Here is a 22,051-nt window from a genome sequence, read left to right on the forward strand (position 1 = left end):
TTGAAGTTCAACGGAAGCTCCGGCGCAGATTGGCCGGAGGCTTCCTGGAAGAGTCAACGCCGGCGGGTCTAGGCGGGTTTCTTCGCCTCCGGCGCAAGCACCACCGACGCTTCGCTGGTCAGCATCAGGAAGGTGATGGTCTCCTGGAAATACAGCTGGACCGAGGTCGCCGAATGGTTGAGATAGCCGATCGAAAGGTCCTGACCGATCGAGAGCTGGAAATCGCCGCCGCGGGTGGTGAGCAGGACGCCGCCCTCGATCGCAGGCGCCCAGATGATCTTGCCGTCGATCAGGCGCTGGATGTGCTGCAGCACGGGATAGCCGTCGTCGGTCGCACCGCCGATCGCGGTATAGGGCTCGGTGCCGAGCAGCAGCGTGTAGGGACCGTTGACGCCGGCGAGCCGCAACTGGCTGACTGCTTGCGCGACCACGGCGGGGTAATTCTTGATGCTCGACGGCAGCTTCAGCACCGGGTTGCTGGTGCCCTGACGGATGCCCTGAATCCCGGCGGCGGTGTAGCCATCGAACACCGCGCGGTCCTCGGCGAAGGCGATCTTTCGCGCGGCCTCCTTGAGCGGGTCCCAGTCGGAATCATTGGAGCCGCGTTCGACGTCGTCGATCGCCTGGCGCAAGAGCTCGAACGGCACGCGCAGCTCGACCAGTGCGCGGACGTCACGCTGCGTCGCCTCGACCCCGTCGCCGGGCGTCGCAATTTTCTTCAGATGGCCGGTGCCGACCGCGGAGAAGTCCGTGCCCTTCGGACCATCGACGTCGACGACACGGCGCGCCGCCAGATGGCGCTTCAACGTCCGCGAGGCTTCCTCTTCGATCTGGGCCCATGCCGCGTCCGAGATCGGGGCTAGTCCCCGATGAAGATTATTCATGTCCAGCCTCTCCTTTGAGTGAGCCGATCCCGAGCGAGCCGTCGGACGGCGATATTCTTGGTACAGGTGCCTCGTCAGCCCCGGCGTCGTCCAGCGACGGCTCAGCCGGCGCGGCCGCAGGCGCCTCGCTGGTGACATCCTCCAGGAAGGTCGCCGACGGGATGAAGAACAACGTGCCGGTCACGGCGCGGCTGAAGTCGAGCAGGCGGTCGTAATTGCCCGGCGGCTTGCCGACGAACATGTTCTCCAGCATCTGCTCGATCCGGTGCGGGGACTTGGCATAGCCGATGAAATAGGTGCCGAACTCGCCTTTGCTGATGTTGCCGAACGGCATGTTGTCGCGGACGATATCGAGCTCCTCGCCGTTCTCGACGATCGTCGTCAGGGCGTTGTGCGCGTAGCTCGGCTTCACCGCATCGTCGAGCTCAATGTCGGACAGTTTGGTGCGGCCGATGATCTTCTCCTGCATCTCGACCGGCAGCTCGTTCCACTTCTTCAGGTCGTGCAGGTATTTTTGTACGATCACATAGCTGCCGCCGGCGAAGGCCGCGTCCTCGTCGCCGATGATCGTGGCCTCCGTCGCCGCCTGGTCCTCCGGATTCTCCGTGCCGTCGACAAAGCCGAGCAGGTCGCGCTCGTCGAAATATTTGAAGCCGTGCACCTCGTCCGAGGTGGCAACCGCATCGCCGAGCCGCGACATGATCTGTGTCGCGAGCTCGAAGCACAGGTCCATCGGCACCGCGCGGATGTGAAACAGCACGTCGCCTGGTGTGGCGACGGCGTGGTGGACGCCGTTGATCTCGCGGAACGGATGCAGACCTTGCGGCTTCGGCGCACCGAACAGCCGGTCCCATGCATCCGAGCCGATGCCCATGACGCAGGACAGCCGGCCCTCGAGATCGCGGAAGCCGACCGCGCGCACCAGCGCAGCCAGATCGGCACACAGCGACCGCACCACAGTATCATATTCCGGATTGGGCTTGATCGTGACCGCAAGGAAGATGGCCGCGCGCGTCAGTTTCGCAGCGACCGGTTGCGGAACGGCTGATGGCACGCATCTCTCCTTAACTAACGGCACTTCCACGCGAAAAAGGTCTGAACCGGACGCCGGATCGACGTCCAGACAGGGGAAGAGGAGCATGCCATCGGAGCCTTTACAAGAGCCCGGATTGCTAGGCTTCCGCGGACGGACCAACCGGCTTTCCGGACTTTTCCTCCTCGAGGGTCACGGCAATGGCGGCGTTGGCTGACAGCCGCACCTTGGAGCCTTCGACACCGGCAACGAAGCCGAGCTCGATATAGTGGTGATGGCCCTTGTGGAAGCCGTCGCTTTCGCTCTTCTTGAGCTTGATGCGGTTGCCTTCGACGTGATCGACGGTGCCGACATGCACGCCGTCGGCGCCGATGACCTCCATGTTGTCCTTGATGTTCTGCTGCGTCATGGCGCTCTCCCTGGTTGCAGGTCGTCTTGTATATTCAGCTTGCATATGATGCGCCCGGACGACGCGGCGATGACGGCGCGTCGTTGGCAGTCCGGGTTTCTCTCACATCGGTTCGAATTCGTCCGCTGCGGCGTTCTCGGGCTTCTTGCCGTTGAAGGTGAGGCCGGCCTTGGTGGCGGAGAGCTTCACCTGCGAGCCGTCGCGGACGTCGCCGGCGAGGATCATCTCGGCGAGCGGATCCTGCACGCTGCGCTGGATCACCCGCTTCAGCGGACGGGCGCCGTAAGCCGGATCCCAGCCCTTTTCCGCGAGCCAGTCGCGCGCCTTCGGATCGAGCTCGAGATCGATCTTGCGATCCTCGAGCAGCTTGCGCAGGCGCGAGAATTGAATCTCGACGATGCGGCCCATGTCGCTCTTCTGCAGCCGGTGGAACAGGATGATTTCATCGATCCGGTTGAGGAACTCGGGCCGGAAGTGCGCCCGCACCATGTTCATCACCTGCTCGCGCACCGCGCTTGTGCTCTGGCCCTCCGGCTGGTTGACGAGATATTCCGCGCCGATATTCGAGGTCATGATGATCAGCGTGTTGCGGAAATCGACGGTGCGGCCCTGACCATCGGTCAGGCGGCCGTCATCGAGCACCTGCAACAACACATTGAAGACGTCGGGATGCGCCTTCTCGATCTCGTCGAACAGCACGACCTGGTAGGGCCGGCGCCGCACGGCTTCGGTCAGTGCACCACCCTCGTCGTAGCCGACATAGCCAGGCGGCGCGCCGATCAGCCGCGAGACCGAGTGCTTCTCCATGAACTCGGACATGTCGAGCCGGACCATCGCGGTCTCGTCGTCGAACAGATATTCGGCGAGCGCTTTTGCGAGTTCGGTCTTGCCGACGCCGGTCGGACCCAAGAACATGAACGAGCCGATCGGCCGGTTCGGATCCTGCAGGCCGGCGCGGGCGCGGCGCACCGCGGTCGACACCGCACGCACGGCCTCGGCCTGGCCGACGACGCGCTTGCCGATCATCTCCTCCATGCGCAGCAGCTTGTCTTTCTCGCCTTCCAGCATCTTGTCGACCGGCACGCCGGTCCAGCGCGAGACGACCTGCGCGATGTTGTCGGCGGTCACGGTCTCGCTGGCGGAGGAGGTCTCGCTGGCCTCGACGGCAGCGAGCTTTTTCTCGAGCTCCGGAATGCGGCCATAGGCAAGCTCGCCCGCCTTCTGGAATTCGCCCTTGCGCTGCGCATTGGCGAGCTCGGTGCGCAACTGCTCGAGCTCACCCTTCATCTTCTGCGCGTCGGACAGCTTGCTCTTCTCCGACCGCCATTTCGACGTCATGTCCGCCGACTTCTTCTCGAGTTCGACAAGATCCTTCTCGAGGGTTTGCAGGCGACTCTTGGAGCCGAGATCGGTTTCCTTCTTCAGCGCCTCCTGCTCGATCTTGAGCCGGATGATCTCGCGGTCGAGCGAGTCGAGTTCCTCAGGCTTGGAATCGACCTGCATCTTCAGCCGCGCAGCCGCCTCATCCATCAGATCGATGGCCTTGTCGGGCAGGAAACGGTCGGTGATGTAGCGGTTCGACAACGTGGCGGCGGCCACCAGCGCCGAATCCGCGATGCGCACGCCGTGATGCTGCTCGTATTTGTCCTTGAGGCCGCGCAGGATCGAGATGGTGTCCTCGACCGTCGGCTCGGAGACGAACACCGGCTGAAACCGCCGGGCCAGCGCGGCATCCTTCTCGACATGCTTGCGGTACTCGTCGAGCGTGGTGGCGCCGATGCAATGTAGTTCGCCGCGGGCGAGCGCAGGCTTCAACAGGTTCGATGCGTCCATCGCGCCGTCGCCCTTGCCGGCGCCGATCAGCGTGTGCATCTCGTCGATGAACAGGATGATGCCGCCCTCGGCGGACGTCACCTCCTGCAGCACCGCCTTGAGCCGTTCCTCGAACTCGCCGCGATACTTTGCGCCGGCAATCAGCGCGCCGAGGTCGAGCGCGAGCAGCGCCTTGTCCTGCAGGCTCTCCGGCACGTCGCCATTGACGATGCGCAACGCCAGCCCCTCGACAATCGCGGTCTTGCCGACACCGGGCTCGCCGATCAGGACGGGATTGTTCTTGGTGCGGCGTGACAGAACTTGAATCGTTCGGCGGATCTCCTCGTCGCGGCCGATCACCGGATCGAGCTTGCCGTCGCGCGCGGCCTGGGTGAGATCGCGGGCGTATTTCTTCAGCGCGTCATAGGCATTCTCGGCCGACGCGCTGTCGGCGGTGCGGCCCTTGCGCAGCGCGTTGATCGCCGCATTCAGGTTCTGCGGATTGACGCCGCCCTTGGCGAGCAGCTTGCCGGCCTCGCTGTCCTTGTCGGCGGCCAGCGCCTGCAGCAGGCGCTCGACCGAGACAAAGCTGTCGCCGGCCTTGTCGGCGGCCTGTTCCGCTGCGGCGAAGGCGCGCGCGGTCTCGGGCGCGAGGTAAATCTGTCCGGAGCCGGCGCCGCTCACCTTCGGCACCTTCGCCAGCGCGTCTTCGGTCGCCTTGAGGATCGCGCGCGAGTTGCCGCCGGCCCGGTCGATCAGGCCGGCTGCGAGGCCTTCACTGTCGTCGAGCAGCACCTTCAGGATGTGGAGCGTCGAGAACTGCTGGTGTCCTTCGCGCGTCGCGAGCGATTGTGCCGACTGAATGAAGCCGCGGACGCGATCGGTATATTTTTCAATGTTCATCGTGGCACCTCAAGGCAGCACAGGCTCGTCGAGATCCATTATGCCATGCATTGCCGCCGGCGACAGATGGCGGAACGATGACATCCATCATGCGACAGTCCAGTGCAATCGTGCCGGGCGGACCGCGGGCCTGACGCTGCCGCAGTTCGTATCGTGTGGTCCTTTCAGGGGTGTGTCAATCGCGGAGCGCGGCCGCCGGCATACCGCTTTTGAGGTGTTGCGACTGCCGGTGTTCGCTTCTGGCGCTCATCCGGAGGCACCGCTACGGACGCGCCGACAAATCGGGGGCCGGCATCACGCCAATGGCGGCTCGGCTGATCGTGATGCTTGCGAAATGAGCGGCCCGACGAGCCCGGATGGTTGCAATCATGCGAGAGCCGAAGTCACGTTCGCGATTTCAGTAACTGTCATCTCGCACCTCGCGGAATGCACGCGATGATGCAGACGTGCGTCGCGCGCTGTTCCACTGAATCGCGCGATGATGAGTCACTGCACACTCTGAACCGTCGATGAATGGCTGTGTGATGCGTTTGGCGCTGTTTCAGGTTGATGTAAGGTCAAGGCGCTAGCGATGAAGTGTGTCGGTGCATTGCCGATGCACGGAACTTTTGTTCCGGTTCTCACGTTGAATGTGCTCATCGAAGAGGCTCCCCCAATGATCACTCGTCTTCTTTCGACCGCGTCGTGCGCAGCGATTGCCACGGCGCTGTTCACTGCGACGGCTGTGCCGGCAATCGCGCAGGATGCGGCATGCGCGCCGGTCTCTGCCGTCGAGACCGCGCCGCCGCCGTTGCCGACCTACGATCAGCCGCCGGTGCCCGGGCCCGGTTACATGTGGTCGCCGGGCAATTGGTCGTGGGACGAGGATCGCGGCGATTACTACTGGGTGCCGGGCACCTGGGTGCAGCCGCCGCGGGTCGGGCTGCTGTGGACCCCTGGTTACTGGGGCGCGTTCGGCGGCGGCTTCATTTTCCATCAGGGCTATTGGGGCGATCGCGTCGGCTTCTACGGCGGCATCAATTACGGCTTCGGCTACGGCGGTTCAGGCTATGAAGGCGGCCGCTGGGATCACGGCAACTTCTTCTACAATCGCACCGTGAACAATCTGCAGGGCACGCGCATCACCAACGTCTACGAGAAGAACGTCACGATCAATCAGACCACCATCAACAACGTCAGCTACAATGGCGGCCGCGGCGGCATCGAGGTACGGCCGACTCCCGCCGAACGTGCGGTCGCCAAGGAACAGCATTTCGCGGCGACGCCGTTGCAACGCAAGCAGGTCGAGACCGCAAGCCAGGATCCGAGCCTGTTCAAGCGAACCAACAACGGCGTGCCCGCCGTCGCTGCAACGGCACGGCCCGGCGAATTGAAGGGACCAGGCGTGGTCCGCGCGCGGCCGGCCGGCGAGGTGGTGCCTGCCAACGCCGCACGGCCGGCGGCCGGGGAGCCGGCCCGGCCAGGCGCCGCGGCTGCACCGGCTGACTCCCATGCGCTCCCGGTGCCGGGCAAGGAGCTTCCGGCGGCGCATCCGTCCGCTCAGGAGACCAAGCCTGCGGCCGAGGAGAAGCGCGCAACTCCCGAGACGAAGGTTGAGCCGCATCCCGCTGCACCGGCGCCTGCCGAATCCCATGCGCTTCCGGTCCCCGAGAAGGGGATTGCGGCGCATCCGCCCGCCGAGGTGAGCAGGCCTGCGGTCGAGGAAAAGCGCGCAGCGCCCGCCGCCGAGCCGAAGGTTGAGCCGCGGCCTGCAACGGAAGCGGCGCGTCCTGCCACACCGGAGAGGCGGCCTGAGGAGGTGCGCAAGGAGGAGCCGCGACCCGAGCCTGCAGCGAAGCCCGTCGTGCGGCCGGAGCAGGCAGCAAGGCCCGAGGCACGACCGGAGCCTGCGGCAAGGCCGGAAGCGCGGCCGGAGACGATGGCTCGCCCTGAGGCGCATCCGCAGCCGGCGGCACGGCCGGAGCCGCACGTTCAGGCGCCGCCGCATGCTGCGCCCGCCGCAGGTCATCCTGCAGAGGAGAAGCGACAGGAGCAACGCTGAGGTACAATCGCGCTCCGCCGGCTCGTTCCGGCGGAGCGCGCACTCTCTTCCACCCGCGCGCAAGCGATCATCACTGGAGGTTGGTCATGGCACAGAGTCACGGTGGCAGCGGACAGCTTGACGACGGCAAGCCGCGCCTGAGCGAGGACGATATGCAGCGAGCCCTGCTGGGTCCGCGGGGCGTGCCGGGCAAGCCGGATCCCGCCAGGATGACTCCGCAGCAGAAAAAGAACATGCCGAACTATGTCGATCCCGGACATACCTCGTAGCGCCCGCGATCTGAGCGCATGCTGCGTCGCCCATTGCCGGGCGATGTGCGAGCGCACTTGCAAATCGGCTGCTTTTGCGCCCTCATGATTGCAGGTGCCCTCACGGTGTTGCGGAGCAGGTTGTGAGAAATCCGTACGAGGTTCTTGGCGTTGCCCCGACGGCGTCCTCGGCCGATATCCAGAAGGCCTATCGCAAGCTGGCGAAGAAGCTGCATCCGGATCTCAATCCGGGTGACAGGGCGGCCGAGGAAAGATTCAAGGAAGTCGCCGCGGCGAACGATCTGCTCTCGGATGCCGACAAGCGCAAGCGCTTCGACGCCGGCGAGATCGATGCCAGCGGTGCCGAGCGGCCGCAGCATCGCTACTACCGGGATTTCGCCACCGCGGACGAGGGGCATCCCTACGCCGACAGTTCCGGCTATGCCGACTATATGGACCAGGACGACGCGTTCGCCGAGCTGCTCCGGCGCAGCGAGCAGGCACGCGCCAACCGGCGCGGCCGCGACCTGCACTACAGCCTCGCGATCGATTTCGCGGAATCGATCACCGGCGCGAGCAAACGCCTGACGCTTCCGGATGGTGGCACGCTCGACGTCACGATCCCGCCGGGGCTCGTCGACGGCCAGGTCATTCGTCTGCGCGGCAAGGGCATGCCCGGCAGCGGCAAGGGCGGTCCCGGCGATGCGCTGATCGAGGTCGAGGTTCGCCCCGATCCGCGCTTCACCCGCGAGGGCGACGACATCTCGCTGGAATTGCCGATCTCGCTGTCAGAGGCTGTGCTCGGCGGCAAGGTCAACGTTCCAACGCCGACCGGCGCGGTCACCATGACGGTTCCGAAGGGCTCGAACACCGGCACGACAATGCGGTTGCGCGGCAAGGGCGCGCCCAAGGTCGGCGGCGGTCATGGCGATGAGTTCGTCAAGCTCAAGGTGGTCCTGCCCAAGGGACCCGATCCCGCGCTCGAGGCGTTCGTGTCGAACTGGGATCGCAAGGGATTCAATCCACGCGATGATGGTGCATCATGAACAAGCAGCAGTTCCTGATCGATGCGGGTCTGGAGGTGCAGACCCTGGAGTTCTGGATCGAGCAGCAATGGCTGGTTCCGGACGAGACCACGCACGAGATCAGCTTTTCCGACACCGACCTGGCGCGCGCGCATCTGATCCGGGATCTGAAGGGCGACTTCGGCGTCAACGACGAGGGGATCGACGTCATCCTCCATCTGGTCGACCAGCTGCATGGCTTGCGCCGTGCGTTCGAAGAATTGCACAAGGATATCGCGTCATCGCCGCGCTAGCCGCCTCGCTTGCGACGAACCTCGGTCCCGGGAGACATTCATGACGGACAAGCCGACGCCGCTGGCCCATGGCGAGATCGACGTGCTGATCTTGCAGGCGCTGGTGCGCAAGCTGATCGCAAAGGGCGTGCTGACGCCGGACGATGTCCGCGCGATGCTGTTCGAGGCCGCGAAAAACCTGGACCTTGTCGGCAGCGAGCTGACGACGGAAGCCGCCAACATCATCGTGCAGGAAGATCTGGCGCCGGCATTCCTCGGCGGTTGATTTCGTCAGGTCTGGCCGCTGCGGTTGGAGACCAGCCGGATTTGCGTGATCTGGTCGGCATTGCCGGCAAGATAGGACTGCGCGTCGCGCACCAGACGCTGGATCGCCGCGGTGTCATAGCTCGGATGACGGGTGTTCAGATGCAGATCGGTCTCGATCTGCATCACATTGGTCGTGGCCGCGGCGCCGATCTCGATCGAGAACGACACCAATGAAACGTGCGGGCTCTTGAACGCCATGTCTTGATCTCCTTTCGTCGCGCAGTGGGCGCCGTTGCTTCAGGCCGCGGAATCTTCCCTCGCGGTTGCGGCATTTTGCGCGGCCACACCAGCGTGTCTGCGGTCGAGCTCCTCGATCATGCCACGGGCAATCTCGCGCTCGCCCATGATCACGATGTCGGCCCCGAGCCCCTTCAGATGATCGACCTCGGCGTCGGAATGGGCGCGCGCGATGATCTGGATGTCGGCATTGGCGGCGCGCGCCTGTTCGACGATCTGTCCGGCCTCGAACGCTTCGGGAATCGCGATGACCAGCGATCGCGCGCCGGCCGGATTGGTCGCGCGCAGCACGCTGGCGCGCGCGGCGTTGCCCATCAGGGCTTCGATGCCGCGCTGCCTGAGGTTTGCGACCATGTCGTCGGACGCCTCGACCGCGAGGAACGGCGCGTTGCGCTGATGCAGGGCATCGCCGACGATGCTGCCGACCCGGCCGTAGCCGACCAGGATGGTGTGATCCTGCAAGTCGGTCACCGGGATCGCTTCGGCGGTCGCAACGGTTGGCGAGGCGGCCTGCGGCTTCTCGAGCCGCGCGGTCAGCCAGTCGACGACCGCGAACACCAGCGGGTTGAGCATGATCGAGAAGATCGCGCCGGCCAGGATCAGGTCGCGGCCGGCCTTCGGCAGCAGATTGAGCGCAACGCCGAGCTCCGCCAGGATGAAGGAGAATTCGCCGATCTGGGCGAGGCTCGCCGAGATCATCAAGGCGGTTGCCATCGGATGACGGAACAGCACGACGATCAAGAGCGCAGCGAGCGACTTGCCGACCACGATGACGAACAACGTCGCGAGAAACGGCCACGGCTCGCGCACCACGCTGAGCGGATCGAACAGCATGCCGACCGAGACGAAGAACAGCACCGCGAATGCGTCGCGCAGCGGCAGGGTCTCCTGGGCAGCGCGCTGGCTCAGCGGCGATTCCCGCAGCATCATCCCGGCGAAGAAGGCGCCGAGCGCAAGCGACACCCCGAACAGCTTGGTCGCGCCGAACGCGATGCCAAGCGCGATCGCGAGCACGGCCAGCCGGAACAGCTCGCGCGACCCGGTATGCGCGATGTAGTGCAGGGCCCACGGGATCAACCGCCGTCCGACCACCAGCATCAGCGCGATGAACACGGCGATCTTGATCAGCGTCAGCACCAGCACGCCGGTCAGCCCGAGGCCGAAGCGGGTGGCGAGCGGGTCGGAGGTGAGTGCCGCGCCATCGCCGCCCTGGAAGCTCGCCACCGCCGGGAACAGCACCAGCGCGAGCACCATGGCGAGGTCCTCGACGATCAGCCAGCCGACCGCGATCTTGCCGCGTTCGGTGTCCATCAGGCGGCGCTCCTGCAGCGCGCGCAACAGCACGACGGTACTTGCGACCGACAGCGCGAGCCCGAACACCAGGCCCGCGCCGACGGTCCAGCCCATCACCAGCGCGAGGCCGAGGCCCAACAGTGTGGCGACCGCAATCTGCGCAATCGCGCCGGGCACCGCGATCGCGCGCACCGACAACAGATCGTTCAGCGAGAAATGCAGGCCGACGCCGAACATCAGGAGGATGATACCGAGCTCGGCAAGCTCGGTCGCGAGCGCTTGATCGGCGACGAAGCCGGGTGTGAACGGACCCACGGCGACGCCCGCGATGAGATAACCGACCAGTGGCGGAACCCGAAAGCGCTGGGCGATGGTTCCGAAGACGAAGGCGAGTCCGAGGCCCGCGACGACGGTCGCGATCAGAGGTGTGTCATGCGGCATTTCGCCTTGTCGCACAGCATGGTTGGCGGTGCACCGCGACCATTTGAGGCGCGGCATTCCGCGCGCGGAACTGTGATCTATTGCTCATGACGTGAGCATATGATCTCATGTCGGAATGGATCCGCGGCTGCCCAAGACCGATCTGGTCATCTTCGACTGTGACGGCGTGCTCGTCGACAGCGAGGAGTTGAGCTGCCGCTGCCTCGCCGAGGCGATGGCGAAGGCCGGCATCGAGATGAGCACCGAACGGGCGCTCGAACTCTTTCTCGGGCGCAGCACCACGGCCTTGGTCGAGTATTGCCGGGGCGTGGGCAAACCGTTGCCCGCGACTTTCCTGCCTGAATTGGCGCACCAGGTGCACGAGACCTTCCGCGCGCAGCTCAAGCCGATCGTCGGCATCGCCGCTGTGCTCGCGGAATTGCATCTGCCGTGTTGTGTCGCCTCATCGAGTGATCTCGAGCGGGTGAAGTATTCGCTGGAGCTGACCGGTCTTGCGTCGAACTTCGGGCCGCGGCTCTACACCGCGCAGATGGTCGAGCACGGCAAGCCGGCGCCGGATCTGTTCCTGTTTGCCGCCGGCAAAATGGGAGCCGATCCGCGCCGCACGCTGGTCATCGAGGACAGCGTCAGCGGGGTAACGGCGGCAAAGGCCGCCGGCATGAAAGTGTGGGGATTTGTCGGCGGCGCCCACTATCGGTCGATGGACGGCAGTGCTCTGCTGAAGCAGGCCGGGGCGGATCGAATCTTCGCCGCGATGACGGATTTCTGGAACGAAGGCTGACGCACGATCATGGCTGCGCCCGACAACGAAAAGTCTCGCCTTGACGATGCGGCGCGCGCCGGCTGGCTGTATTTCATCGCGGGCCACACCCAGGACGAGATTGCAAAAATGCTGCAGGTGTCGCGCGCCTCGGCGCAGCGCCTGGTGTCGCTGTGTCTTGCCGAGCGGCTGATCACGTTTCGTCTCGAGCACCCCATTGCGGCCTGCATGGAGCTGGCATCGCGGCTGAAGGCGCGGTTCGATCTGGTGCATTGCGACGTCGTGCCATCGGATCCGGCGGCGCCGCTGTCGAATGCAGGGATCGCCGAACGCAGCGCCAATCTGCTGGAGCTGACGCTGCGCTCGGAGACGCCGGTGATCGTGGCGCTCGGCACCGGCCGCGCGGTGCGCGCCGCGGTCGAGCGGGTCTCGCCGATCGAGCGGCCCGATCATCAGATCGTCTCGCTGGTCGGCAACATCTCCGCCGACGGCTCGGCGAGCTTCTACGATACGGTGGGGCGGCTCGCCGACCGCACCGGCGCGCGGCATTACCCGATGCCGCTGCCGTTCCTGATGTCGAGCGAGGACGAGCGCAACCGCATGATCCGGATCGATCCGATCGCGCGGGTGAGGGCGGTCGCCGCCAAGGCCGATCTGCGCCTGATCGGCATCGGCCAGATGGACCAGAAGGCCCAGGTCCATGTCGACGGATTCGTCACCCGCGAAGAGCTTTTGGAGATGATGCGGCTCGGCGCGGTCGGCGAGGTGACGGGCTGGGCCTATGACGCCAGGGGTCGCCTGATCAAGGGCGGCACCAACAAGCGCCTGACCAGCATTCCGCCGCAGATCCCCGCGGTATCGACCACGATCGCCGCGGCCGTCGGCGCCGCCAAGGTGCCGTCGATCAAGGCCGCGCTGGCGGGCCGGGTGATCAACGGCCTCATTACGGATGAGGCCACCGCACGCGCCGTTTTGGATCGCTAGGCGCGTTCTTCGCTTCCGCAAAAACCTCCATTCCAGGCTGTGTTGGAACCCGCAATCGCGCGGGACGGCGCACCGGCGTGCTTGACAAATTTTAACGACGGGATGAACATACGCTCAACACGTGGGCATATGCTCAACGTGACATAAGGGAGGTCACCTTGAAAAACGTCCTTTGCGCCGTTGCGGGCGCGGCTGCTCTTTTGATCTCTGCCCCCTCGATCGCCCAGACCACGCTGACGGTGGCGACCGTCAACAACAGCGACATGATCCGCATGCAGGGGCTCACCAGCGAATTCACCGCGAAGAACCCCGACATATCAGTGAAATGGGTGACGCTCGAGGAGAACGTGCTGCGCCAGCGCGTGACCACCGACATCGCCACCAAGGGCGGCCAGTTCGACGTGCTCACCATCGGCACCTACGAGGTGCCGATCTGGGCCAAGAAGAGCTGGCTGGTGCCGCTCGACAAGCTCGGCGCCGACTACGACGTCAACGACCTGCTGCCGAAGATCAAGGATGCGGTCTCGGTCGACGGCAAGCTCTATGCCGCGCCGTTCTACGGCGAGAGCTCGATGGTGATGTATCGCACCGACCTGTTCGACAAGGCCGGCTTGAAGATGCCGGAAAGCCCGACCTGGGACTTCGTGGTCGATGCCGCCAAGAAGCTGACCGACAAGGCCGGCGGCGTCTACGGCATCTGCCTGCGCGGCAAGGCCGGCTGGGGCGAGAACATGGCGTTCCTGACCGCGATGTCCAACTCGTTCGGCGCGCGCTGGTTCGACGAGAAGTGGGAGCCGCAGTTCAATTCGCCGGAATGGAAGAAGACGCTCACGACCTATGTCGACCTGATGAAGCAGGCCGGACCTCCCGGTGCCTCGTCCAACGGCTTCAACGAGAACCTCGCGCTGTTCAGCGCCGGCAAATGCGCGATGTGGATCGACGCCACGGTGGCGGCGTCCATGGTGACCAACCCGAAGGATTCCAAGGTTGCCGACAAGGTCGGCTTCGCGCTGGCGCCGAACACCGGGCTCGGCAAGAACGCCAACTGGCTGTGGGCGTGGAGTCTCGCGGTTCCTGCCGGCTCGAAGAAGGTCGAGGCGGCCGAGAAGTTCATCGCCTGGGCGACCAGCAAGGATTACACCAAGCTCGTCGCCGCGAAGGACGGCTGGTCCAACGTGCCGCCCGGCACGCGCACGTCACTGTACAAGAATCCCGACTATCTGAAGGTCGCGCCCTTCGCCAAGCTGACGCTGGCCTCGATCGATGCCGCCGATCCGAACAAGCCGACGGTGAAGCCGGTGCCTTACGTGGGCGTGCAGTATGCGGCGATCCCTGAATTCCAGGGCATCGGCACCCAGGTGGGGCAGCAGTTCTCGGCCGCGTTGTCCGGCTCGACCACCGTCGATGCGGCGCTCACCGCTGCGCAGTCCGTGACCGAGCGCGAGATGAAGCGCGCGGGCTACATCAAGTAGAACGCCCCAAGACCAAAGCCAGGGCGTGACGAACGCCTTGGCCGCCCGACCAGCTCAAACCTCCCGGGCTGGGCCACTCGCGACCATCCTGTCCCGCAGCGGGATGGTCGCTCCTTTCCTTAAGAAGGAGGCGGGGATGGCGACCCAGCAGACCCAACTGCTCGCACGCACGCTGCTCACGCCCGCGGTGGCGCTGCTGTTCATCTGGATGATCGTGCCGCTGGCGCTCACGATCTACTTCGCGACCCTGCACTACAATCTGCTCGATCCCGGCTCCGAATCCTTCGTCGGGCTGGAGAACTTCCGCTACTTCCTCACCGATCCGGCCTTCCTCGCCTCGCTGCAGAACACGCTGGTGCTGGTCGGCTCGGTGCTCGCGATCACGATCATCCTCGGCGTGCCGCTGGCGCTGTTGCTCGACCAGCAGGTGGTCGGGCTCTCGATCGTCCGGTTGATGGTGATCGCGCCGTTCTTCGTGATGCCGACGGTGAGCGCGCTGGTCTGGAAGAACCTGTTGATGCATCCGGTGTCGGGACTGTTCGCCTGGATCGCGCATCTGTTCGGGCTGCCGGCAATCGACTGGTTCAACGATGCACCGCTGTTCTCGGTGATCCTGATCGTCTCCTGGCAGTGGCTGCCGTTCGCGACGTTAATCCTGCTCACCGCGCTGCAATCGCTCGATGAGGAGCAAAAGGAGGCGGCCGAGATGGACGGCGCGAGCGCGATCTCGACCTTCATCTACATCACGCTGCCGCATCTGGCGCGTCCGATCACGGTGGTGATCCTGATCGAGACCATCTTCCTGCTCACGGTGTTCGCCGAGATCTTCGTCACCACCGGCGGCGGCCCCGGCCTGCAGACCACCAACATCGCCTTCCTGATCTACTCTCAGGCGCTGATCCAGTACGACGTCGGCAGCGCCTCGGCCGGCGGCCTGGTCGCGGTGGTGCTCGCCAACATCGTTGCGTTCTTCCTCGTTCGTATCGTCGGCCGGAATCTGGAGGCGTAACGTCATGGCGCGGATGGTCACGACACGGAACAAGGTGATCTCGACGGCGGCGGCCTGGCTGGTCGGCTTCCTGATCTTCTTCCCGATCCTCTGGATGGTGCTGGCGAGCTTCAAGACCGAGCTTGAAGCCTTCGCGATCCCGCCGTCGTTCCTGTTCTTCCACTGGACGACGGAGAACTACGTCACGGTGCAGGAGCGCAGCGACTACCTCCACCATGCGCTCAACTCGATCATCATCGCCGGCGGGTCGACCTTGATCGCGATGCTGATCGCGATTCCGGCGGCGTGGTCGATGGCGTTCTCGCCGACCAAGCGGACCAAGGATGTGCTGCTCTGGATGCTCTCCACCAAGATGATGCCGCCGGTCGGCGTGCTGGTGCCGATCTACCTGATCTACCGGACGTTCGGCCTGCTCGATACCCGAAGTGGCCTGATCTTCATCCTGTGCCTCGGCAATCTGCCGATCGTGATCTGGATGCTGTTCACCTATTTCAAGGAGATCCCGAAGGACATCCTCGAGGCGGCGCGGATGGACGGCGCCACGATCGGGCGCGAGCTGATCTATGTGCTGACGCCGATGGCGGTGCCGGGGCTCGCCTCGACCTTGCTGCTCAATCTGATCCTGGCGTGGAACGAGGCGTTCTGGACCCTCAATTTGTCGACCCTCGAGGCCGCGCCGCTCACCGTGTTCATCGCATCCTATTCCAGCCCGGAAGGATTGTTCTGGGCGAAATTGTCGGCGGCGTCGACGCTCGCGATCGCGCCCATTCTCGTGCTCGGCTGGTTCAGTCAGCGGCAGCTCGTCCGCGGCCTGACCTTCGGCGCGGTCAAGTAGCAGAAAGGCTTTCGCCATGGGTCAGATTACACTGCAGGGTGTGCAAAAATCGTTCGGGCCGGTTCACATCATCAAGGGCGCCGACCTCGAGATCACTGACGGCTCCTTTGTCGTCTTCGTCGGTCCGTCGGGCTGCGGCAAGACCACGCTGCTGCGGCTGATCGCGGGGCTCGAGGATGTCACCGGCGGCGCCATCCTGATCGACGGACGCAACGTGGTCGATGTGCCGCCGGCCAAGCGCGGGCTGTCGATGGTGTTCCAGTCCTACGCGCTCTATCCGCATATGAGCGTGCGCGGCAACATCGCGTTCGGCTTGAAAATGGCCGGGGTCGCCAAGGACGAGATCAACCGCAAGGTCGAAGCCGCCGCGGCTACCCTCAACCTGACGCCCTACCTCGAGCGCAAGCCGCGCGAGCTCTCCGGCGGCCAGCGCCAGCGGGTCGCGATCGGGCGTGCCATCGTGCGCGAGCCGAAGGCGTTCCTGTTCGACGAGCCGCTGTCGAACCTCGACGCCGCGCTGCGGGTACAGATGCGGCTCGAGGTGACGCGATTGCAGAAGCAGCTCGGCACCACGGCGATCTACGTCACCCACGACCAGGTCGAGGCTATGACCATGGCCGACAAGATCGTGGTGCTGAACGGCGGCAAGATCGAGCAGTATGGTTCGCCGCTCGAGCTCTATGAGAAGCCTAACAACCTGTTCGTTGCAGGCTTCATCGGCTCGCCGAAGATGAATTTCGTCACCGGCGAGCTCGCAAAGCAGCAGGGCGCGACCACCATCGGGGTGCGGCCCGAGCATTTGAAGGTCGAGCGCGACGGGCAGGGCGGCTGGCAGGGGACGGTGGCGGTCGCCGAGCATCTCGGCAGCGACACCTTTCTCTATGTCGATGCTGCGGCGTTGGGAATGCTGACCGCGCGCTATGTCGGCGAGCTCGACCTGCATCCCGGCGATCGCGTGTCGCTGATCCCGGATCCGGCACGCATCCATCGTTTCGACGACAGCGGAAAATCGATCCACGGGTAAGGCATGGACATCCTCCGCAGTTGATCTCGCTCTGGCCGGGGCGGTACGCCCGCGAAAATGCGGGCTCTAGGCAAAGGAAGAAGAAAATGTATCTCGAGAAATTCAGGCTCGGCGGCAAGACCGCCATCATCACCGGCGCCGGTCAGGGCATCGGACTCGCCTGCGCCGAGGCGCTCGCGGAAGCCGGCGCCAAGGTCATCATCGGCGACCGCGACGCCAAGGTCGCCAATGACGCGCAGGCGGCGCTGAAGGCTAAGGGCTTCGACGCCGATATCGCGCTGATGGACGTGACGGATTCCGGGCGCGTCTCGGCGGTCGCCGACGAGCTGGTGCGCAAGTACGGCAAGGTCGACATCCTCGTCAACAATGCCGGTATCGCGCGCAGCGAGACGCCGGCCGAGACCGTGACCGACGAGCATTGGCTCAACGTCATCGACGTCAATCTGAATGGCACCTTCTGGTGCTGCCGCGCGTTCGGCAATCACATGCTGAAGGCGAAGTCCGGCACCATCGTCAATGTCGGCTCGATGTCCGGCTTCATCGTCAACAAGCCGCAGGAGCAGTGCTTCTACAACGCCTCCAAGGCCGCGGTGCATCACTTGACCAAATCGCTCGCGGCCGAATGGGGCGCGCGCGGGGTCCGCGTCAACGCCGTGGCGCCGACCTATATCGAGACCCCGCTGAACGCCTTTGTGAAGAACAGCCCCCGAATGTACGACGCCTGGATCGGTGGAACCCCGATGGCGCGGATGGGGCAGGTCGATGAAATCGCCTCCGTGGTGCTGTTTCTGGCCTCCGAGGCGGCGAGCCTGATGACCGGAAGCATCGTTCTGGTCGATGGCGGCTACACTTGCTGGTAAGCTCGCGCCGGAAATAACGGAGCGGCCATGCGGCAAGCCTATATCGGGGTGGACGTCGGGAGCACCAGCGCCCGGGCGGGGGTATTCGACGAGGCCGGCAAGCTGTTGGGTTCGGCCCGGCATCCGATCCGGGTCTGGCATGAGCCCGGCGACATCGTCGAGCAATCGTCCGATGACATCTGGGCGGCCTGCGTCGCCTCCGTGCGTAACGCGATGCGGGAGGCGGCGGTCGCGGCCGAACACGTCAAGGGCATCGGCTTCGACGCGACCTGCTCGCTGGTCGTCCTCGACCAAGCAGGCCGGCCGCTCACCGTCAGCCCGTCCGGCGATCCCGCGCGCAATGTTGTGGTCTGGATGGACCACCGCGCGATGGACGAGACCGAATTCGTCAACGCGACCGGCGACCGCGTGCTGCGCTATGTCGGCGGCGCCATCTCGCCGGAGATGGAGATCCCGAAGATCCTCTGGCTGAAGCGGCATCTGCCCGCGACCTTCGAGGCCGCCGGTCACTTCTTCGACCTCGCCGACTATCTCTCGTTCCGCGCCTCCGGCTCGCTGGCGCGCTCGACCTGCACGGTCACCTGCAAATGGACCTATGTGGCCGGTGAGGGCGGCTGGAGCGAATCTTTCCTGAAGCGCGTCGGGCTCGAGGCGCTCGCTGCGGATCGCTTTGCCCGGATCGGGACCGAGATCGTGCCGCCGGGCTCGCCGCTCGGCCGCGGTTTGTCGGAAGATGCCGCGCGCGATCTCGGCCTGGTGCCGGGAACCGCGGTCGGCGCCTCGCTGATCGATGCCCATGCCGGCGGCGTCGGCGCGATCGGCGGCCGTGACGGCTCAGGCGCCGACGTCGATGTCTGCCAGCGGCTCGCCTACATCATGGGAACGTCGGCCTGCATCATGGCGACGACGGTCGATCCTTGCTTCGTGCCCGGCGTCTGGGGCCCGTATTTCGAAGGCATGGTGCCGGGCTTCTGGCTGAACGAGGGCGGTCAATCCGCGGCAGGGGCCGCGATCGATCATCTGCTCAAATCGCATCCGGCGCATGCCGAGGTCTTGCTTGCCGCGAAGAACGACGGCGTCGATGTCATCGAGTACCTCGAAAAGCGCATCCTGGCGCGCAGCGGCAATGCCGGCGCGGCAGCACTGCTCGCGCGCAACGTTCATGTCCTGCCGGAATTCCTTGGCAACCGTTCGCCCTATGCCGATCCCGGCTCGCGCGCCGTGATCGCGGGGCTCGATCTCGACACCGATGTGTCGGCGCTGGAGCGGTTGTTCATCGCCGGCCTGTGCGGGCTGGCCTATGGGCTTGCCGACGTCATCGAGGCGCTGCAGGCCCACGGCGTCAGTGGCAAGACCATCGTGATCGGCGGCGGCGCGAGCCGCAGCCCCCTGGTGCGCCAGATCATGGCCGACACCACCGGCTACACAGTGGCGTTGCCGCAGACGCAAGAACCCGTCTTGCTCGGCGCCGCGATGCTGGGCGCGGTCGCCAGTGGTGCGCACAATTCGATCAATGCGGCGATGGCCGGCATGTCGGCGCTAGGGCGGTTGAGCGAGCCGACCAGGCCCGAACTGGCCGATTTCCACCGCAACAAGCGCGGCGTGCACAAGATGCTGCGTCAGCTTGATCGCGACAGCCGCGAGGCGATGAAACGGGCGCCCGGTGCGGCGCCGGGTTGAGGTGTTTGCATGCTGCTGAGTTGCGGAGATGCGCTGATCGATTTCCTGCCGTCGCGGACGGCGGATGGACGCGAGGCCCTGACGCCGGCGGCCGGCGGCTCCTGCCTCAACATCGCGATCGGCAACGCCCGGCTCGATGTTCCCACCGGCTTTGTCGGCGGCATCTCGACCGATACCTTCGGCAGGATGATCGCCGATCACGCCGCGGCATCCGGCGTCGATCTCAGCCGCGCGACGCGCAGCGACTGCCAGGCGACGCTCGCCTTTGCGCGCGTGACCGGCACCGAGACGCAATACGCTTTCTATGACGCGGACACCGCATCGCGGAACTGGACCTACCGGCGCGAGGCGATTGCGCTTGACGGCGTCACATGCCTTCACACCGGCTCGACCACGCTGGTCCATGACAAGGGCGCGGCCGAGACGCTGGCCTTCATCGAAGATGCGCGGGCGAAGGTGACGATCTCGCTCGATCCGAATTGCCGGCCGAACCTTGTCAAGGACAAGGATGCCTATCGCGCCCGCATGCTGGCGTTCTGTGGCAAGGCCGACATTGTAAAAATGTCCGACGTCGACTTCGCCTATCTGTTCGGTGATGAGGCCTATGCTGCGCGGGCCGAGGCGCTGCTGTCCGGCGGGGCGTCGCTCGTCGTCATTACGCGCGGCAATGATGGCGCCTCTGCCTGGCATCGTGAGGCCGGATCGATCGAGGTCGCGTCGCCGGCCGTAAAGGTCGTGGATACGATCGGCGCCGGCGACAGTTTTCAGGCCGCGCTGCTCGCCGCATTGCATCGATTGAACGGGATCGAGCGGCAGCAATTGCGGGAGATCAGCGCGGCCGAGCTCACACGCGCGCTGTCGTTTGCCTGCAAATGCGCCGCTTTCACCTGCACGCGCGCGGGCGCCGATCCGCCGCGGAGCCGGGAATTGCCCGCGGACACTTGGTAGCCCGTCGCGCCGCGTGCCGCCATGCGCATAAGACGATAGACTTGCGACACGCCGCACGGCACGATGCTCAGCGTCGACCACGTCTGACGCGAGCGCTTTGTCCCGATGAGCGAAGATCTTTGCTTACTGCCTGCCGTTGAGCTTCGTGCGCGCATCGCCCGCAAGGAGGTCTCTCCCGTCGAGCTCACCGCCGCGGTGCTCGCCCGCGCCGAGCGGCTGCAGCCTGAGCTGAATTGCTTCATCACGCTGTGCGCCGACGAGGCGATGGCGCAGGCGAAGGTCGCGGAACGCCAGGTCATGGCCGGTGAACCGCTCGGCCTGCTGCACGGTATCCCTTTCACGGTGAAAGACATCGTCAGCACCAAAGGCGTACGCACGACCTTCGGCGCGGTGCCGTACCGGAACAATGTGCCCGATCATGACGCCGTGGCGGTAGCCCGGCTCCGTGCGCAGGGCGGAATATTGATCGGCAAGACCACGACGCCGGAGTTCGGCAGCAAGTGCCTGACCGATTCGCCGCTGTTCGGCCGCACCCGCAATGCGTGGAGTGCCGAGCGCTCCTGCGGCGGCTCCAGCGGCGGCGCGGCGGTGGCGGTCGCGAGCGGCATCGCGCCGCTGGCGGTTGCGACCGACGGCGGCGGCTCGACCCGGATTCCCGCCGCCTGCAACGGGGTGGTCGGGATCAAGCAGAGCAACGGCGTGATCCCGCACAGCCAGGTGCAAGACGCGTTCGGCAACCAGACCTATGTCACGCCGACCACCCGCACCGTCGCCGATACCGCGCTGATGATGCAGGCGATGGCCGGCGAGGATCCGTCAGATCCCTGGTCGATCGGCGTGCCGGTGCCGGGTTATCTCGACCGTGCGGCGCCGCGCGGTGATCTCAGGGGGAGGCGGGTGCTGTTCTGCCTGTCGCCGCCGGGCCGCCCGGTGACATCAGACGTCGCCGCTGGCTTCAAGGCGAGCCTCGACCGGCTGGCCAGCCTCGGCGCGGAACTCGAGGAGTTTCCCGGCGACGGCTTCGACGTCGAGCCGATCTGGCGTGCCATCAATCACACCGTCTGGCGCACGCGCTTCGAGAAGCTCGCGGCCGATCATCCCGATGACCTCAGCCCGGCCTTCCTGAAGCAACTCGCACTCGCCGCAAAGGTGAGCGGCGTCGACTACCAGCAGGCGATGTTCGACCGCACCGCGCTGTTCCGCCGCGTGCAGTCGCTGTTCGCGCGTGGCGACTTGCTCGCGATGCCGACGCTGACCCGCACGGCGCTGCCGATCGATCAGGATCTGTTCGGCACCATCGACATCGACGGCCAGAGCTTCGACAGCGTCCGGCCGCACTGGTTTCCCTGGACGATGCTGTTCAACATGACCGGGCATCCCGCGATCAGCATTCCCTCGGGCTTCGGCCGCGACGGCCTGCCGATCGGCCTGCATCTGGTCGGCCGCTTCCGGGCCGATGCGGACCTGCTGCGCGTTGCAGCGCTGTTCGAAGAGGCGAGCGATCTGCTCGGCCGCTGGCCGGCGCTGAAATCATGAATGACGCGGCGAAGGGCT

21 protein-coding genes are annotated in these 22,051 nt (G+C 65.4%); 15 read left to right on the forward strand and 6 right to left on the reverse strand.

Annotation, left to right across the window (positions count from 1 at the left end):
* Window positions 1-68: 68 nt before the first annotated feature.
* The 4 genes from ACVIGB_RS39075 to clpB form a co-directional block, all read right to left on the reverse strand.
* Window positions 69-884 (reverse strand): family 1 encapsulin nanocompartment shell protein, encoded by an 816-nt coding sequence (locus tag ACVIGB_RS39075; protein ID WP_456718682.1) that lies wholly within the window; start codon window positions 882-884, stop codon window positions 69-71.
* Window positions 877-1,938 (reverse strand): Dyp-type peroxidase, encoded by a 1,062-nt coding sequence (locus ACVIGB_RS39080; protein WP_456718681.1) that lies wholly within the window; start codon window positions 1,936-1,938, stop codon window positions 877-879. Before ACVIGB_RS39080 ends, ACVIGB_RS39075 begins: the two co-directional genes overlap by 8 nt.
* Window positions 1,939-2,056: 118 nt before the next feature.
* Window positions 2,057-2,326 (reverse strand): DUF2171 domain-containing protein, encoded by a 270-nt coding sequence (locus ACVIGB_RS39085; RefSeq protein ID WP_050628119.1) that lies wholly within the window; start codon window positions 2,324-2,326, stop codon window positions 2,057-2,059.
* Window positions 2,327-2,428: 102 nt separating this feature from the next.
* A complete protein-coding gene (clpB, locus tag ACVIGB_RS39090; protein WP_456718680.1) occupies window positions 2,429-5,041 on the reverse strand; it encodes an ATP-dependent chaperone ClpB in 2,613 nt (870 codons plus the stop codon).
* A 655-nt stretch (window positions 5,042-5,696) separates the two neighbouring features.
* Between clpB and ACVIGB_RS39095 the strand changes: the two genes are divergently transcribed.
* The 5 genes from ACVIGB_RS39095 to ACVIGB_RS39115 all read left to right on the forward strand — a co-directional run bounded on the left by ACVIGB_RS39095 (window position 5,697) and on the right by ACVIGB_RS39115 (window position 8,913).
* Window positions 5,697-7,082 carry a hypothetical protein gene (locus ACVIGB_RS39095; protein ID WP_456718679.1) on the forward strand — a complete coding sequence of 462 codons (1,386 nt, stop codon included), beginning with the start codon at window positions 5,697-5,699 and terminating at the stop codon, window positions 7,080-7,082.
* 86 nt (window positions 7,083-7,168) lie between these two features.
* Window positions 7,169-7,351 (forward strand): hypothetical protein, encoded by a 183-nt coding sequence (locus tag ACVIGB_RS39100; protein ID WP_456718678.1) that lies wholly within the window; start codon window positions 7,169-7,171, stop codon window positions 7,349-7,351.
* Window positions 7,352-7,473: 122 nt separating this feature from the next.
* Window positions 7,474-8,376: a DnaJ C-terminal domain-containing protein gene (locus tag ACVIGB_RS39105; RefSeq protein WP_456718677.1), complete on the forward strand. Its 903-nt coding sequence runs from the start codon at window positions 7,474-7,476 to the stop codon at window positions 8,374-8,376.
* Window positions 8,373-8,648, forward strand: a complete 276-nt coding sequence (locus ACVIGB_RS39110) for a chaperone modulator CbpM (RefSeq protein WP_092116655.1) — start codon at window positions 8,373-8,375, stop codon at window positions 8,646-8,648. Before ACVIGB_RS39105 ends, ACVIGB_RS39110 begins: the two co-directional genes overlap by 4 nt.
* Window positions 8,649-8,688: 40 nt before the next feature.
* Window positions 8,689-8,913, forward strand: a complete 225-nt coding sequence (locus ACVIGB_RS39115; RefSeq protein WP_021081495.1) for a hypothetical protein — start codon at window positions 8,689-8,691, stop codon at window positions 8,911-8,913.
* 5 nt (window positions 8,914-8,918) lie between these two features.
* On the opposite strand, the gene ACVIGB_RS39120 is transcribed toward ACVIGB_RS39115, so the two are convergent.
* Both ACVIGB_RS39120 and ybaL read right to left on the reverse strand, forming a co-directional pair.
* Complete coding sequence (locus ACVIGB_RS39120; protein WP_456718676.1) at window positions 8,919-9,152, reverse strand: hypothetical protein; 234 nt, start codon at window positions 9,150-9,152, stop codon at window positions 8,919-8,921.
* Between the two features lie 39 nt (window positions 9,153-9,191).
* On the reverse strand, window positions 9,192-10,925 hold the full coding sequence (ybaL, locus tag ACVIGB_RS39125; protein WP_456718675.1) for a YbaL family putative K(+) efflux transporter: 1,734 nt from the start codon (window positions 10,923-10,925) through the stop codon (window positions 9,192-9,194).
* Between the two features lie 115 nt (window positions 10,926-11,040).
* Here ybaL and ACVIGB_RS39130 point away from each other — a divergent pair, with 115 nt between their 5' ends.
* From ACVIGB_RS39130 to ACVIGB_RS39175, 10 genes are all read left to right on the forward strand, one after another.
* A complete protein-coding gene (locus ACVIGB_RS39130; protein ID WP_456718674.1) occupies window positions 11,041-11,706 on the forward strand; it encodes an HAD family hydrolase in 666 nt (221 codons plus the stop codon).
* 9 nt (window positions 11,707-11,715) lie between these two features.
* The gene (locus ACVIGB_RS39135; protein ID WP_456718673.1) at window positions 11,716-12,669 is read left to right on the forward strand and encodes a sugar-binding transcriptional regulator; all 954 of its coding nucleotides are present in this window, start codon (window positions 11,716-11,718) and stop codon (window positions 12,667-12,669) included.
* A gap of 158 nt (window positions 12,670-12,827) precedes the next feature.
* On the forward strand, window positions 12,828-14,141 hold the full coding sequence (locus ACVIGB_RS39140; RefSeq protein ID WP_092116649.1) for an ABC transporter substrate-binding protein: 1,314 nt from the start codon (window positions 12,828-12,830) through the stop codon (window positions 14,139-14,141).
* Between the two features lie 136 nt (window positions 14,142-14,277).
* Window positions 14,278-15,150, forward strand: coding sequence for a carbohydrate ABC transporter permease (locus tag ACVIGB_RS39145; protein WP_171947724.1), 873 nt, complete (start codon window positions 14,278-14,280; stop codon window positions 15,148-15,150).
* 4 nt (window positions 15,151-15,154) lie between these two features.
* Window positions 15,155-15,985, forward strand: coding sequence for a carbohydrate ABC transporter permease (locus ACVIGB_RS39150; RefSeq protein WP_092116645.1), 831 nt, complete (start codon window positions 15,155-15,157; stop codon window positions 15,983-15,985).
* A 16-nt stretch (window positions 15,986-16,001) separates the two neighbouring features.
* On the forward strand, window positions 16,002-17,009 hold the full coding sequence (locus ACVIGB_RS39155; protein WP_092116643.1) for an ABC transporter ATP-binding protein: 1,008 nt from the start codon (window positions 16,002-16,004) through the stop codon (window positions 17,007-17,009).
* Between the two features lie 86 nt (window positions 17,010-17,095).
* Window positions 17,096-17,869, forward strand: coding sequence for an SDR family NAD(P)-dependent oxidoreductase (locus ACVIGB_RS39160; protein ID WP_076866630.1), 774 nt, complete (start codon window positions 17,096-17,098; stop codon window positions 17,867-17,869).
* 27 nt (window positions 17,870-17,896) lie between these two features.
* Window positions 17,897-19,549, forward strand: coding sequence for an FGGY-family carbohydrate kinase (locus tag ACVIGB_RS39165; protein ID WP_456718672.1), 1,653 nt, complete (start codon window positions 17,897-17,899; stop codon window positions 19,547-19,549).
* 9 nt (window positions 19,550-19,558) lie between these two features.
* Window positions 19,559-20,497 (forward strand): carbohydrate kinase family protein, encoded by a 939-nt coding sequence (locus tag ACVIGB_RS39170; RefSeq protein WP_456718671.1) that lies wholly within the window; start codon window positions 19,559-19,561, stop codon window positions 20,495-20,497.
* Window positions 20,498-20,602: 105 nt separating this feature from the next.
* The gene (locus ACVIGB_RS39175; protein ID WP_456718670.1) at window positions 20,603-22,033 is read left to right on the forward strand and encodes an amidase; all 1,431 of its coding nucleotides are present in this window, start codon (window positions 20,603-20,605) and stop codon (window positions 22,031-22,033) included.
* Window positions 22,034-22,051 lie beyond the last annotated feature (18 nt).

Source organism: Bradyrhizobium sp. USDA 4341 (assembly GCF_054063755.1).

Bases quoted from the DNA above. Each gene is read 5' to 3' on its own strand.
- ACVIGB_RS39075 (WP_456718682.1), bottom strand. From the start codon at position 884: ATGAATAATCTTCATCGGGGACTAGCCCCGATCTCGGACGCGGCATGG.
- ACVIGB_RS39085 (WP_050628119.1), bottom strand. From the start codon at position 2,326: ATGACGCAGCAGAACATCAAGGACAACATGGAGGTCATCGGCGCCGAC.
- clpB (WP_456718680.1), bottom strand. From the start codon at position 5,041: ATGAACATTGAAAAATATACCGATCGCGTCCGCGGCTTCATTCAGTCG.
- ACVIGB_RS39095 (WP_456718679.1), top strand. From the start codon at position 5,697: ATGATCACTCGTCTTCTTTCGACCGCGTCGTGCGCAGCGATTGCCACG.
- ACVIGB_RS39100 (WP_456718678.1), top strand. From the start codon at position 7,169: ATGGCACAGAGTCACGGTGGCAGCGGACAGCTTGACGACGGCAAGCCG.
- ACVIGB_RS39110 (WP_092116655.1), top strand. From the start codon at position 8,373: ATGAACAAGCAGCAGTTCCTGATCGATGCGGGTCTGGAGGTGCAGACC.
- ACVIGB_RS39115 (WP_021081495.1), top strand. From the start codon at position 8,689: ATGACGGACAAGCCGACGCCGCTGGCCCATGGCGAGATCGACGTGCTG.
- ACVIGB_RS39120 (WP_456718676.1), bottom strand. From the start codon at position 9,152: ATGGCGTTCAAGAGCCCGCACGTTTCATTGGTGTCGTTCTCGATCGAG.
- ybaL (WP_456718675.1), bottom strand. From the start codon at position 10,925: ATGCCGCATGACACACCTCTGATCGCGACCGTCGTCGCGGGCCTCGGA.
- ACVIGB_RS39130 (WP_456718674.1), top strand. From the start codon at position 11,041: ATGGATCCGCGGCTGCCCAAGACCGATCTGGTCATCTTCGACTGTGAC.
- ACVIGB_RS39135 (WP_456718673.1), top strand. From the start codon at position 11,716: ATGGCTGCGCCCGACAACGAAAAGTCTCGCCTTGACGATGCGGCGCGC.
- ACVIGB_RS39145 (WP_171947724.1), top strand. From the start codon at position 14,278: ATGGCGACCCAGCAGACCCAACTGCTCGCACGCACGCTGCTCACGCCC.
- ACVIGB_RS39150 (WP_092116645.1), top strand. From the start codon at position 15,155: ATGGCGCGGATGGTCACGACACGGAACAAGGTGATCTCGACGGCGGCG.
- ACVIGB_RS39155 (WP_092116643.1), top strand. From the start codon at position 16,002: ATGGGTCAGATTACACTGCAGGGTGTGCAAAAATCGTTCGGGCCGGTT.
- ACVIGB_RS39160 (WP_076866630.1), top strand. From the start codon at position 17,096: ATGTATCTCGAGAAATTCAGGCTCGGCGGCAAGACCGCCATCATCACC.
- ACVIGB_RS39165 (WP_456718672.1), top strand. From the start codon at position 17,897: ATGCGGCAAGCCTATATCGGGGTGGACGTCGGGAGCACCAGCGCCCGG.
- ACVIGB_RS39170 (WP_456718671.1), top strand. From the start codon at position 19,559: ATGCTGCTGAGTTGCGGAGATGCGCTGATCGATTTCCTGCCGTCGCGG.
- ACVIGB_RS39175 (WP_456718670.1), top strand. From the start codon at position 20,603: ATGAGCGAAGATCTTTGCTTACTGCCTGCCGTTGAGCTTCGTGCGCGC.